This is a genomic window from Enterococcus sp. CWB-B31 (assembly GCF_020567645.1).
In the GTDB taxonomy this organism is placed as follows: Bacteria; Bacillota; Bacilli; order Lactobacillales; family Enterococcaceae; genus Enterococcus_L.
This window is the reverse complement of sequence record NZ_JAJDJW010000016.1, coordinates 43,102-56,302: the sequence shown is the minus strand read 5'-3', so window position 1 is coordinate 56,302 and position 13,201 is coordinate 43,102. Positions and strand designations below refer to the sequence as shown.

13 protein-coding genes are annotated in these 13,201 nt (G+C 39.9%); all 13 read right to left on the bottom strand.

Translation table 11 applies throughout. The features are described from left to right. Nucleotides 1-224 precede the first annotated feature (224 nt). The 13 genes from LI954_RS12990 to LI954_RS12930 all read right to left on the bottom strand — a co-directional run bounded on the left by LI954_RS12990 (nt 225) and on the right by LI954_RS12930 (nt 13,197). Complete coding sequence (locus LI954_RS12990) at nt 225-515, bottom strand: hypothetical protein (protein ID WP_202066079.1); 291 nt, start codon at nt 513-515, stop codon at nt 225-227. Nucleotides 516-525: 10 nt separating this feature from the next. Continuing rightward, nucleotides 526-813, bottom strand: coding sequence for a hypothetical protein (locus LI954_RS12985; protein WP_202066077.1), 288 nt, complete (start codon nt 811-813; stop codon nt 526-528). Beyond that, on the bottom strand, nt 806-1,213 hold the full coding sequence (locus LI954_RS12980) for a hypothetical protein (protein WP_202066069.1): 408 nt from the start codon (nt 1,211-1,213) through the stop codon (nt 806-808). The genes LI954_RS12985 and LI954_RS12980 overlap by 8 nt, the downstream gene beginning before the upstream one ends. 48 nt (nt 1,214-1,261) lie before the next feature. After that, entirely contained in the window at nt 1,262-1,558 is a 297-nt protein-coding gene (locus LI954_RS12975; RefSeq protein WP_202066061.1) for a WXG100 family type VII secretion target, read from the bottom strand. Between the two features lie 131 nt (nt 1,559-1,689). Then, nucleotides 1,690-2,586 (bottom strand): LysR family transcriptional regulator, encoded by an 897-nt coding sequence (locus tag LI954_RS12970; protein ID WP_229444678.1) that lies wholly within the window; start codon nt 2,584-2,586, stop codon nt 1,690-1,692. 12 nt (nt 2,587-2,598) lie between these two features. Further along, nucleotides 2,599-3,303 carry a carbonic anhydrase family protein gene (locus tag LI954_RS12965; RefSeq protein ID WP_229444677.1) on the bottom strand — a complete coding sequence of 235 codons (705 nt, stop codon included), beginning with the start codon at nt 3,301-3,303 and terminating at the stop codon, nt 2,599-2,601. A gap of 1,173 nt (nt 3,304-4,476) precedes the next feature. Beyond that, the gene (pyrE, locus tag LI954_RS12960; RefSeq protein ID WP_202066055.1) at nt 4,477-5,115 is read right to left on the bottom strand and encodes an orotate phosphoribosyltransferase; all 639 of its coding nucleotides are present in this window, start codon (nt 5,113-5,115) and stop codon (nt 4,477-4,479) included. Beyond that, complete coding sequence (pyrF, locus tag LI954_RS12955; protein WP_202066052.1) at nt 5,116-5,832, bottom strand: orotidine-5'-phosphate decarboxylase; 717 nt, start codon at nt 5,830-5,832, stop codon at nt 5,116-5,118. Further along, nucleotides 5,829-6,758 carry a dihydroorotate dehydrogenase gene (locus LI954_RS12950; protein WP_202066050.1) on the bottom strand — a complete coding sequence of 310 codons (930 nt, stop codon included), beginning with the start codon at nt 6,756-6,758 and terminating at the stop codon, nt 5,829-5,831. The genes pyrF and LI954_RS12950 overlap by 4 nt, the downstream gene beginning before the upstream one ends. Further along, nucleotides 6,755-7,537 (bottom strand): dihydroorotate dehydrogenase electron transfer subunit, encoded by a 783-nt coding sequence (locus tag LI954_RS12945; protein WP_202066041.1) that lies wholly within the window; start codon nt 7,535-7,537, stop codon nt 6,755-6,757. Before LI954_RS12945 ends, LI954_RS12950 begins: the two co-directional genes overlap by 4 nt. 107 nt (nt 7,538-7,644) lie before the next feature. Continuing rightward, nucleotides 7,645-10,833: a carbamoyl-phosphate synthase large subunit gene (gene carB / locus LI954_RS12940; protein WP_229444676.1), complete on the bottom strand. Its 3,189-nt coding sequence runs from the start codon at nt 10,831-10,833 to the stop codon at nt 7,645-7,647. Further along, nucleotides 10,826-11,911, bottom strand: coding sequence for a carbamoyl phosphate synthase small subunit (locus LI954_RS12935; protein ID WP_202066033.1), 1,086 nt, complete (start codon nt 11,909-11,911; stop codon nt 10,826-10,828). Before LI954_RS12935 ends, carB begins: the two co-directional genes overlap by 8 nt. 2 nt (nt 11,912-11,913) lie before the next feature. Continuing rightward, nucleotides 11,914-13,197, bottom strand: a complete 1,284-nt coding sequence (locus tag LI954_RS12930; RefSeq protein ID WP_229444675.1) for a dihydroorotase — start codon at nt 13,195-13,197, stop codon at nt 11,914-11,916. Nucleotides 13,198-13,201: the final 4 nt, after the last annotated feature.

Below are 13,201 nucleotides of genomic sequence, written 5' to 3'. Positions count from 1 at the left end.
TATGTGTACTAAAACAATGGTCACAAAAAATCTTTGCATTTTCGTCTCATCCCTAAATAGTTAAAATTGAATATATCACTCATTTTATAAAACTGCTGACATTCAAAAAGGGTCCTCTTTTCTTATCTTTTTCAGAATAGGCTTACATGTTGTGTTGTCTACATTCTGATTCCATTCATTCCAAACCCATTCCAGTTATTAGCTGCCTTTTACTTTTCTTCTATTTATTCTCCAGTTATTTTTTTAGCCTGTACCTGATCTGTTTCCGTAAATCCTTCAATGATTTCTTCTAAAAATCTGATTGATTTGTCGGTAATTAGTTGAAGCTCATCTGCACCTTTAACAAGAATAGCCAAACACTGGTTTAGCATCTCTGTTGCCTGTCCCTGACTTTGTGTAAACAAATGTTCGGTAACATATCCTCCACAGGAAATTTCATTTACTTTTACACTGATGCTCATCAAGCGATTTTTAAGCAAAGCCATTTCATCAGTCTCTAAACTTATTTTCTCCATCTCATCCTCCTTAATAAATGAATTGATCCTTTTGATCGATTTCTTCAATAAATAAATAGCTTTTTCCGTTTAATGTTTCCGCAAGATTTTCAGCTTTTCCCGCGATACAGGCTATCTGATCAGCAAACTGTTTAAGTCTTGCAGAAATCTGCTGATCCTCTAAAGCCTGCGTGGTGACAGATATAAGAATTTCCTGAACTTCATTGCATATTTCACTGATCGCTATTAAATAGGTGATTAAAGATTTTTCAGCGAAAATAAATTCGGCATCAGCAATGAGCAATTCTTTATTAGCCATATCCCTCAGCCCTTTCCAGCTTCATTAAATTAGTTAAGGAAAATAATTGAGATTCATTTCTGATTCTTTGCTGCTTTAAATCGGTTATCTCCTGTTCCAATTGATAGATGATTCGAGTAATTGCCAAGTGCTCTTCTTCTGATTTTTGATAATATTTTTTACTCTCAAGTATCAGTTTACCCATAAATTCTCTGTACCCGCGATAAAAATTCAGATCGAACGCATCGGATGAAACCTGTTCAATTCTTCTGTTTCGTTCGTAAAAGTTCCAACTGATGTCATCCATCTGTGCAGTATGTTGTTTTTTTAAATGGTATAAGTCGTTCAAATCCTGTTCCTTTTTTCTAATTTGATCCTCAATATCAAAGATCTGCTGCTGTAAAGCTCTATTCTCAAACAAATATTCTTGTTCTTTTATGCTTCTTTTCTCCTTTCCTCTATTTTGATATTAAAAGTCCAGCTTACCGGCAAGTATATGATCTCTTTCTTTCATTACCATGATCGACTCCTTGATTTGCTTCTGCAAAATTTCAATTATTTTTCGCGTCTCTTCAAAGCTTGGTTTTAGGTTCTCAAATCTTTGACAATAGGCTTCAGCTGCACTTCCTTCCCAAAATTGCGGAACTGTTAGGAGCATCTCATCCAAACTGCTTATACACTCTTCATATTTCTCTTCCTGCCTGTAAAGTTCTGAAGAAATGCGAAGTAATTCTGAATAATCAAGCTGTATTCTTATTTTAATCATCTCCTGTCGTAATAAAGATACGCAAAAAATAAATTTTTCAACAGATTATTAAAAATAAATCAAAAATCCAGATTCTCCAACTTAGGAAAATAAAAAAAGACTGAGAAAAATCTCAGTCAAACATCGTATTTTTACTTAGAGATAATTGTTTTTAGCTCATTAATAAAATAAGTTAAAATAGCACTTTTTTGTTGATTCTTCTGATAAATAATACAGATTTTGTTCTCTTCTTCCTGAACAAGAGGGATCAATTTAATCTCCTTCTTGGTAAATCCCGTAAGAATTCCAGAGCCTGAGGCATAAGAATTGGTTTCAGCCAAGATATTCATCAGCGTTCCACGATCGTTCACACTAATAACTGTATCCTGTTCATTTTCTTCCACCAGATCTTCAGACAAATATGAAAATTCACTGCCCTCCTGAATAAATCGAACCTGAGGATAATGTACCAACTGCTCAAGTGTTAATTCTTTTTTATGAGCAAGGGGATGATGATTGCCTAAAAAAATATGAGTATCAAAGCAGCCGACCACATCATATATTAAATTAGTTCCAGATAGGTGGCGTTTAATGCCAGAGCGATTGCTGCTATTTAAATACAAGATGCCAAGTTCACTGTGATAACTTTTTACATCCTCAATAACTTTCAATGTCGTTGTCTCAAAAAGACGAAATTCTTTATACTGATTGCCAAACTTCTGAACTGTTTTTGCCATTATACCACCTAAAAAATCATAATGTTGGGAAGAAATGGAAAAACGTGTTTCTTTTTGCTGATGTTGATAGCGATTTTCAAGCAGAGATAGTTGGGTCAAAATTTTTTCAGCAGATTCTAAAAAGGCAATACCCTCTTCTGTCAGCAAAGCCCCTTTATTAGTTCGTGTAAACAAGTTCACACCTAATTCATCTTCCAACTCTTTGATTCCATTAGAAAGGCTTGGCTGTGTAATAAACAGCTTTTTTGCTGCTTCACGAAAACTGCCATTATCTGCCACAGCCACCACATATTTCATTTGTTTAATATTCATGTGTTTTCTCCATTATTCAACCAAATAAATCTTTCGATTATTTCTGCTTTGTATCGGCCGATTATTAAATTCCAACATATCTTTTTTTAAGTTTTTAACCAGCTGACGATCAATTTCTTCTACTTGTCGAAAAACAAACCATGGAATCGGGCCTTTCGTAGGAGGTGTTGTCAGCGATCCTATGTAATGATAGTGTGTACGCTCATTTGGCAAAAAAAGAACAGGATTAAAAACAAAATCATGTGCTCTTTCACTCACTTCAAGCAGTCTTTTCAATTTAGAAAACTTTTCTGTTTTATCTACAAGTTCAAAAAGACAGCCGACAACCAGATTTTGTCCTTCCTCATTCATATGAACAAGGTGAAATTCTATTGGATATTGAACCTCTTGAAGCAGGTGTTCACTCGGTGTATGAAAGTGAATGTCTGTTAAACGATACTGCTGATTCTGATGAACAACATAGCTTTCTGTATTTGGCGGAACAAAATGCATGGTATTTTTAAATTCCTTTTCGGTAAAGGTTTCCTCTATATAGTGGAATGTCAGGCTGTCTACTGACGATTTTTTTTCATCTATTATTTTTTCTGAAAGCATGATTGGTGACTGATCGGGAAAAGCTGCTCCCTGAGCAAACCAGTCGCACAGAGTATGCCAGTGTTCCGTTCCTCTGTCTCCTGAATAACTCCATTCTACATCCATATTTCTAATTTTCTTCATAAAACCCTCCTGAATCAGAAAAATTTATTTTGATAACTGTAGCGTATTTCAAATTTTTAGTCAACTGATGAATACTTTGCACAGCAAACATGCAGTAAGTTTGCTGAATTGGTTCTAATAAGAGGGAAATGAAAACAGATAGCAAAGCATATATACACACTATAAAAAAGCTTCCTAATATATTTATGTTAGAAACTGAAAAAATTAAGCACGACAAGGAAGAGCTTCGTTTTCAGCACGGTAATTGCTGTTTAAGCAGTTAGAAAATTTGCTGCAACACTATGCAGATACCTTCTTCTGTCCCTGTATTGAATCAATGTGTATATCACTCTAAACTATAGCATTTTTTGAATCATTGTCTAGTGTGCTGACCGAATTAAAATTAAGCTTGGCTTCTAATCCAAGAAACGTATTGCCCATCCAGTAGTATTACATATGAGACTACTGGATAGGCAATGAGTATTTGCTAAAAGTACAGGAGTAAGCTATACAAAAAAATATTAGACATGTGCCAATATAAATGAACAGCTGCTCCTATTATGAGATGAATGTTTACACATAAAAAAATTGTCGTACGTATACAGCTGTCTCTTTGTATATGGAATAAATTTATCCCCTTCAGAGCTTCGCATACTAGTAATCTCTTAGTGATAAACATAAATGGTTGCCCATTTATTTCAACCAGAGCATTACTACCATCTCACTAGTTTATTTATCTTAGTGAGACTGGCAGCTACCTCCAAAAAGTGATTGAATGTTTACACATTCCTCAGATTGTCGGCTCGCATACCATCCCACTAGATATTCCTGCATCAGTGGGACTGGCAATTTCACTAGATATTCCTACAAAAGCGGGAAATCCTTGTATCTATGATTCTCACTACAACTACACTACACTTCGTTTCGATCTCATCAATTTCTAAATGGCAAAGTCACTAAAAATTGAAGGACTTCGTTCGATTCTTGATACAAACGTGTCTACTTGGAAAAGCGTTGGCATGTCTTGTATGTGGTTATAAGACATGCGACGAGCATCCGAAAAAGCGTAGAAGCACGCTTTTAATACAGGTTTAAAGCTGTTTGTTTTTATCATTGAAGTATACAGGTTAACATTTTCTATCATTGAACATTATTTATAAATTATTTTTAATTATAATTTATAACATTGTCAGATCACTGGTCTTTTTTCCATGCCTCCGGGTTCTTTTTCCATTCTTTCAGAAGATCCAAATCTTGCGCTTCTATATAATTTGCCTCCAATGCTGCCTCCAGCAAAGTAGAATAGTTCGTTAAGGTAACCAAATCCATACCATGTGAAGCAAAATTCTCCTGACCTTTCGGCAGTTCATAGGTGAATATTGCTGCCACTCCTAAAACATCTGCTCCTTCACGCTTGGCTGCTTCTGCAGCTTCCAATACACTTCCGCCAGTAGAAATCAGATCCTCGATAACAACCATTTTCTGACCCTCAGTGATTCGACCTTCGATCTGATTGCCTTTACCGTGTTCTTTGGCTTTGCTGCGAATATACACCATAGGCAGATTCAAAATCTCTGCGACCCATGCTGCATGAGGAATACCTGCAGTGGCTGTCCCTGCAATCACCTCTACATCGGGAAATTCAGCTTCAATTTTGTCAGCCAAGCCTTGAGCGATTTCTTTACGGATCATCGGATAACTCATTGTAATTCGATTGTCGCAGTAAATAGGACTTTTAATCCCGCTTGCCCAAGTGAATGGTTCGTTTGGACTTAGGAATACTGCTTCAATTTTCAGTAAATCTTTTGCGATATTTATTGCTGATTCAGTCATTTATTTCTCTCCATTCCATTCTTTTTTAATAGAAAGATATGCCTCATAAGGATTGTCGCTTTTTGTTACTGGTCGCCCCACGACAATATAATCCGAGCCGATTTTTTTTGCTTCCTGAGGTGTCATCACACGTTGCTGGTCGCCAATCGCACTTCCTGTTGGACGAATGCCGGGAGTCAGACAAACGAAATCCTGATTTGTTTTCTTTTTAATCCTTTCAACCTCCCAGGCGGAACAAACTACACCATCAAGGCCTGCTTTTTCAGCACATTCTGCATAGTGCACAACACTCTCTTCCAGCAAAACGCTGATCAGCTGATCTCTCTGCATTTCTTCTTCACTTGTTGATGTAAGCTGTGTAACAGCTATTAAGACTGGCGTCTCAGCACCTTCCTTAGTCCCAGCCTCAAGCCCTCTTTTGGCAGCTTCCATCATTCGTATTCCTCCAGCAGCATGAACATTGGTCATATCCACACCCAATTTGGCTAGACCTTTCATTGCATATTCCACTGTATTGGGAATGTCATGTAGCTTTAAATCTAAAAAAACAGAATGTCCGGAAGCCTTAAGCCATTTAACAATTTCCGGTCCTTCCTGATAAAACAACTCCATTCCCACTTTTACATAAAGCAATTCCTCTTTTGGAAAGTGTTGCAGAAAATCTTCTACTTCCTTTCTTGAAGGGAAGTCCAATGCAACGACAGGTCGGCTGTTCATGACTGATGCTCCTCTCTGACTTCTTTAATTAATTCTTCCAGTGATTCAATTCCTAGTTCTCCCATGCGAACAGGCAATCCCTTAATTAATTTCGGGCAAATATACGGATCAGTAAAATTAGCAGTTCCAACCCCAACTGCACTAGCTCCGGCCATAAACATTTCAAGCACGTCGTCTACTGTCTGGACTCCGCCCATGCCAATAATCGGCAGTTTGGAAATTTTGGAAACCTGATGAATCAATCGAATTGCCACAGGTTTGATTGCTGGTCCTGAAAGTCCTCCCGTACTATTGGCTAAAATCGGACGCCGCGTTTTTAAATCAATCCGCATACCAAGCAGTGTGTTGATCATTGTAAACCCATCTGCACCGCCTGCTTCAATTGCCTGAGCAATAGGAGTAATGTCTGTTACATTTGGAGACAATTTAACATACACGGGAACCTTTGCCACTTTTTTCACCGATTCAGTCAGTTGAAAAGCAACATCCGGATCTGTTCCAAAAGCGATCCCCCCATGCTTTACATTTGGACAGGAGATATTTAATTCAATTGCTTTAACATTGGGCGCATCGCCGATTTTACTACAAACCTCCACATAGTCTTCTTCGCAAGCACCTGCGACGTTGGCAATGATCGGCAAATCATATTTTTCCAAAGCTGGCAGTTTCTGGGTCATCACAGCTTCCAGACCGGGATTCTGCAGACCAATGGCATTTAACATTCCACTCGGTGTTTCAGCTACTCTAGGCGTAGGATTTCCAAAACGAGCTTCAGCAGTTGTTGCTTTTATCATGATTGAACCAAGTTGTCCGATATCATAATAATTTGCATACTCCTCTCCAAAGCCAAAACATCCGCTGGCAGGAATAATGGGATTTTTCAGTTCAAGTCCCGGCAAACTCACGGCTAATGGATTTTTCATCATAATACAACCTCCGTTGCTCTAAAGATTGGACCTTCGTCACAGACTTTAACACTTTTAACACCTGTTGCATCATCGGGAACATGACAGACACAGGCATAGCAGGCACCCATTCCACAGGCCATCCGCTGTTCCATTGACAAAAAGACATTTGGATTATCTGGAAATAACTGAGCTACAGCCTTTAACATGCCATTGGCACCGCACGCGAATACAGCAGCAGGTTCTTCATCTTTTAAAGCATCCAACAATAGATTACCGACATTTCCGTTTATGCCAAACGTTCCATCGTCTGTCGCAAAACGTGTATCCCCTAACGCAATGAACTCATTTTGAAAGTAGGAAACAGCCTTTGAAGCATATCCAAGAAAGTGGACAACCTCAACACCTTTTTCTTTTAGCTGACGGGACAGCTCATATAAGGGAGGAATGCCAATGCCGCCGCCAACAATATAAACCTTTTGTCCGGCTTCCAAAAACGATACATCAAAACCGTTACCCAGAGGTCCCATCACATCCAGTTTTTCACCAACAGACATGTTGGAAAAATAAAGGGTCCCATCACCTTCTGTTCGATAGATAATTGTACATGTTTTCTCTTCTTTATCAATCTGATTGATGCTGATTGGTCTTCTGAGCAGAAAATCTTCGCGCGGGACTTTAATGTGTAGAAACTGACCGGGAATCCCCATCTCATTAACCAGCTCACCAGATAAAGTCATTTGAAAAATCCGCGGTGCCAGTTGTTTCTGTTCAACGATTGTCATCATTTCCTGTTTCATCTGCTGACTCCCTCCATAATATTCTTGTACCTGTTGATCATTCTTTTATCCATCTTTTTTCTCACAATAGAACATCAGCTCAGAGCAAATTCTGCCCAGCCTTGATTCTAAATTGCCTCTGTTGAAAAAGCCCTGGATTCCAATACCTTTAATATGGCATTTGCCGTATCAAGAGAGGTAAATAATGGTACCCCCTGCTCAACAGACTCTCTCCGAATAATAAATCCATCCTCATTTGAAGATGACCGGTCCTTATCCATTGTATTAACTACCACCTGTGTCTGACCACTTCGGATAACATCCACAACTGTTTCGTTGTCTTCCTCTTTATCTTCAATTTTGGATACAGTCTTTACATGAAGACCAGCCTTTTCAAAATATTTTGCTGTACCGGCTGTACCAACCAGGCTATAGCCAATCGCTGTAAACCGTTTTGCCAATGCCAAAGCTTCCTCTTTGGTTTCATCTGCAATCGTAAACAACACTGCACCATAGCTTGGCAAATGAAGACCGCTGGCTTCGAAAGCCTTATAGAGTGCTTTTTCAAGACTGTAGTCTGAACCCATGACTTCTCCTGTGGATTTCATCTCAGGTCCAAGATACGTATCTACTTTTTGTAATTTGGTGAAGGAAAAGACTGGTGCTTTAATATGAACCTGTTTACTTTCAGGATACAGCCCATCTTCATAACCAAGTTCTGTCAATTTTTCACCTAAAATTGCTTTTGTCGCTACCTGTGCCATTGAGATGCCTGTGATTTTACTTAAAAACGGAACGGTGCGGCTGGCTCTCGGATTCACTTCAATCACATAAACCGTTTCTTCATGAATAACAAATTGAATATTCATCATACCAATACAATTTAAGCCTAAAGCCAGTTTTTTTGTATACTCAGTAATCGTTTCTTTAATTGTTTCAGAAAGAGTCTGCGGCGGATAAACAGCCATCGAATCACCTGAATGCACGCCGGCACGTTCAATATGTTCCATAATTCCTGGGATCAGGACGGTTTCTCCATCACAGATAGCATCAACTTCACATTCTCTTCCGACCAGATAGCTGTCTACCAGAACAGGATGCTCAGGTGAAGCCTTTACTGCATGCTCCATATAATCCTCAAGATCACGCTGATTTTCGACAATTTCCATTGCTCGTCCCCCCAGTACATAACTTGGGCGGACCAAAACCGGATAGCCGATCCGATTGGCTACTTCAACAGCCCCCTCTGCACTGACTGCTGTATCTCCCGGCGGCTGAGGAATTTCGAGTTGTTTTAAAGCTTGTTCAAACAAGTCGCGGTTTTCTGCACGATCCAGATCTTCAATCGTCGTTCCAAGAATTTTCACGCCGTTTTTCGATAATGGCTCCGCCAGATTAATTGCCGTTTGACCGCCGAACTGAACGATCACACCCTCCGGCTGCTCCAAATCAATCACGTTCATAACATCTTCAAGTGTTAAGGGTTCAAAATATAATTTGTCTGAGATTGAAAAGTCAGTTGAGACGGTTTCCGGATTGCTGTTCATAATAATTGCTTCATAGCCTGCTGCCTGAATCGCCTTAACGGAATGTACGGTTGCATAGTCAAATTCCACACCTTGACCAATTCGGATAGGACCGGAGCCAAGCACCAGAATAGATGCCTTCTCAGAACGAATACTCTCATTTTCGAATTCATATGTGCTGTAAAAATATGGTGTTTGCGATTCAAATTCAGCTGCACAGGTATCTACCATCTTATAGACAGGAATCAGATTATTATCATATCTGTACTTCCTTATTTCCTGTTCAGTCATGGACCACAGATCAGCAATTTTACGATCAGAAAAACCGTTTTGTTTTGCTTCTTTCAGTGTTTCAAAATCGTTCTTGTTTGCAGCAAGCGCTGTTTCCAATTCCACAATATGCAATAATTTATCAAGGAAGAACAAATCGACCTTCGTTAAATAAGCAAGTTCTTCAATACTATAGCCTCTTCTTAATGCTTCTGACAGATAGAACAGACGGTCATCCTGTGCCTTAACCATTTTTTCAGTCAGTAATTCATCTGAAACCTCTTTTAACTCTTTCAATTCATTGTGATAGGCTCCGATTTCCAGAGAACGAACAGCTTTCAGTAAAGATTCCTCAATATTTCGACCGATTGCCATAACTTCTCCGGTTGCCTTCATCTGTGTACCTAAAAGACGTTCACCCTTTTCAAACTTGTCAAAAGGCCAACGGGGAATTTTCGCAACGACGTAATCCAATGCCGGTTCAAACTCCGCATAGGTTGTTTCAGTTACAGGATTTTTCATTTCATCCAGCGTTAAACCAACGGCAATTTTTGCTGCAAGCTTTGCAATCGGATAGCCGGTCGCTTTACTTGCCAATGCAGAAGAGCGGGAAACTCTGGGGTTAACTTCAATTACATAATAGTTAAAGCTATGAGGATCAAGCGCGAGCTGAACATTACAGCCCCCCTCGATCTTCAAGGCACGAATAATTTTTAGTGATGCATCTCTCAGCATTTGATATTCGTAATCTGATAATGTCTGACTTGGCGCAAATACAATCGAATCTCCTGTATGAATACCCACTGGATCAAAATTTTCCATATTGCAGACCACAATGGCATTATCAGCTGAATCCCGCATTACTTCATACTCAATCTCTTTATAGCCGGCTATACTTTTTTCAATTAGACACTGCGTTGCCGGCGAAAGTTTCAAGCCGTTTTCAGCTACCACTCGCAGCTCTTCCTCATTGTCGCACATTCCGCCGCCGGTTCCGCCTAAAGTAAATGCAGGACGAACGATAATTGGATAACCAATTGTATTGGCGAAAGCAACTGCTTCTTCCACCGTGTGCACGATATCACTTTCAGGAATCGGCTGTTCAAGTTCTTCCATTAACTGTTTGAACAGATCACGATCTTCTGCCTGGTCAATCGCACTCAGCTTCGTTCCCAGCAGTTCAACATTCAGCTCTTCAAGGATGCCTGATGCTGCCAGTTCCATTGCCATGTTCAGACCAGTCTGCCCACCCAGTGTTGGAAGTAACGCATCTGGTCTTTCTTTACGCAGAATTCTCGAAACAAATTCAAGAGTGATCGGTTCGATGTAAACTTTATGAGCAATCTCTTTATCCGTCATAATTGTTGCTGGATTGGAATTGACCAAAACAACTTCGTAGCCTTCTTCTTTCAGAGCAAGACATGCCTGTGTTCCTGCATAATCAAATTCTGCAGCCTGACCAATGATAATCGGCCCGGAACCGATGACCATAATTTTCTTTATATCTGTTCTTTTAGGCATTTTCCTGCTCCTTCCATGCATCCATTAGTTCCATAAATTCATCAAAAAGGTGTAGTCCATCATGAGGACCAGGGGCTGCATCCGGGTGATACTGCACAGTAAAAGCCGGAAATTCCTTATGTCGTACCCCTTCAACTGTACCATCATTTATTTCTATATGCGTGACCATTAATTTTTCTGGATCAACTGTTTTTTCATCCACTGCGTAACCATGGTTTTGAGAAGTAAAATCTATTCTCCCAGTCGCAATCTCTCTGACCGGATGATTCAGTCCCCGATGACCGAATTTCATCTTATAAGTGTCTGCTCCGTTAGCCAGCGAAAAAAGCTGATGTCCAAGACAGATTCCAAAAATCGGAACCTTCCCCTGAATCTGCTGAATCATTTCAATTGCTTCCGGGACATCTTTTGGGTCTCCAGGTCCATTTGTCAGCATCACTCCATCCGGATGGAGATCTAAAATCGTTTGTGCATCTGTATTATAAGGTAAAACAGTCAGATTGCAATTTCTCTTGGACAGCTCACGCAGGATGCTGTGTTTCAAACCAAAATCAATCACTACTACATTTCGTCCGACACCTGGACTCGGATAGGGCTTTGTTGTTGAAACCTGAGCAACCTGATTCTTTGGCATAACTGTCGCACGAAGCTGATCAAATAGATGATTAAAGTCATCCCCTTCATCTGTCAACAGTCCTTTCATGGTTCCAACAGAACGAAGCTTTTTCGTCAATGCACGTGTGTCAATTCCTGCAATACCGGGAATTCCTTTCCTTTTGAGAAATTCATCCAGTGTCATTTGGTTGCGCCAGTTTGACGCCAGTCTTGCATACTCTTTAACGATCACTCCTTTACAGGTCGGCGAAATGGACTCATAATCATCACGATTAATGCCGTAATTCCCTATCATCGGATAAGTAAATGTGATAATCTGACCGTTAAAGCTTTGGTCCGTAATTGTTTCCTGATACCCAGTCATACTCGTCGTAAATACGACTTCACCTACTACATTCACTTCTGCCCCGAACGCTTTTCCTTCAAAAACAGTGCCGTCTTCTAAAATCAGTAATCGTTTCAACGTTATGCTTCCTCCTTAGACCAAACCAGCTTCCCATCAACAAATGTCATCAATGTATTTCCTTTTACTCTCCACCCGACAAAAGGTGTATTTACCGCAAGTGATTCAAATTTTTTATCATCAATGGCTTCCTCAAGTTCTAAATCAAATACAGCCAAATCTGCTGCCGCACCAATTTTCAGTGTTCCAGCTTTCAATCCGAATATTTCAGCCGGTTTCACAGACATCCAATCTACTACTTGTTCCAATGTGAACTTTCCTGTTTCAACAAAGTGAGTGTAAATCAGTTGAAAAGCCGTTTCACTGCCGACAATTCCAAATGGAGCTTTTAAAAATGACTGCTTCTTCTCTTCCAGACCATGCGGTGCATGGTCAGTTGCAATACAGTCAATCGTTCCATCCAACAGCCCTTCAATCAAAGCCTTGCGATCCGCTCTTCCTCTTAAGGGAGGATTCATTTTCCAAAAACCGTTATCTTCCGGGATATCTTCATCAATCAGCAGAAGATGGTGTGGAGAAACTTCAGCCGTTACATGAATTCCTGCTCGTTTGGCATCACGGATAACCCGCACACTTTCTTCTGCAGACACGTGACAGACATGATAGTGAGCGCCTGTTTCCTTTGCCAGTGTGATGTCTCGTGCAATCTGTGAAGCTTCGGTGGCACCGAGAATACCTGGAAGTCCTAGTTTTTCCGATACTTTACCGGTATGCATTACCCCGCCAAACAAAAGCGATTCATCTTCTGTATGTGCAACAAGAGCCATATTGTTTGCTGCTGCTTCCTTCATTGCCAGATACATGGTTCCTGCAGTCTGAACGCCCACACCGTCATTCGTAAATGCAAATGCACCAGCTTCTTTTAAAGCCTTTTGATCCGTTAACCGTTCACTTCTCAGCTCTTCTGTAATGGGTGCATACTGCAGCACCTTTACGACAGCCTCTTTGCTGATAGTCTTGTAGATTTCTTCCAGCTTTTCTGCGGTATCAGGTACAGGATTCAAATTCGGCATTGCACAAACAGTAGTGAAGCCGCCTCTTGCAGCTGCTTTGCTTCCTGTTGCAATCGTTTCTTTATACGTAAAGCCCGGTTCTCTCAAATGGACATGAACATCAACCAGTCCGGGTGTAATCAACTGTCCCTTTGCATCATAAACCTGCTCAAACAGTGCTTCATCAAATTTTTGACCAACTGCAAATATTTTCCCTGCTTCAATCCAAATTGAAGCTTCAGTTAATTCGTTCCCGTTTTCAACAATTTTTCCATTTTTAATTAATGTTTTCATACTT

Coding starts and splice junctions, on each gene's coding strand:
- LI954_RS12990 (WP_202066079.1), bottom strand. CDS start 515: ATGGAGAAAATAAGTTTAGAGACTGATGAAATGGCTTTGCTTAAAAAT.
- LI954_RS12985 (WP_202066077.1), bottom strand. CDS start 813: ATGGCTAATAAAGAATTGCTCATTGCTGATGCCGAATTTATTTTCGCT.
- LI954_RS12975 (WP_202066061.1), bottom strand. CDS start 1,558: ATGATTAAAATAAGAATACAGCTTGATTATTCAGAATTACTTCGCATT.
- LI954_RS12970 (WP_229444678.1), bottom strand. CDS start 2,586: ATGAATATTAAACAAATGAAATATGTGGTGGCTGTGGCAGATAATGGC.
- LI954_RS12965 (WP_229444677.1), bottom strand. CDS start 3,303: ATGAAGAAAATTAGAAATATGGATGTAGAATGGAGTTATTCAGGAGAC.
- pyrE (WP_202066055.1), bottom strand. CDS start 5,115: ATGACTGAATCAGCAATAAATATCGCAAAAGATTTACTGAAAATTGAA.
- pyrF (WP_202066052.1), bottom strand. CDS start 5,832: ATGAACAGCCGACCTGTCGTTGCATTGGACTTCCCTTCAAGAAAGGAA.
- LI954_RS12950 (WP_202066050.1), bottom strand. CDS start 6,758: ATGATGAAAAATCCATTAGCCGTGAGTTTGCCGGGACTTGAACTGAAA.
- LI954_RS12945 (WP_202066041.1), bottom strand. CDS start 7,537: ATGAAACAGGAAATGATGACAATCGTTGAACAGAAACAACTGGCACCG.
- carB (WP_229444676.1), bottom strand. CDS start 10,833: ATGCCTAAAAGAACAGATATAAAGAAAATTATGGTCATCGGTTCCGGG.
- LI954_RS12930 (WP_229444675.1), bottom strand. CDS start 13,197: ATGAAAACATTAATTAAAAATGGAAAAATTGTTGAAAACGGGAACGAA.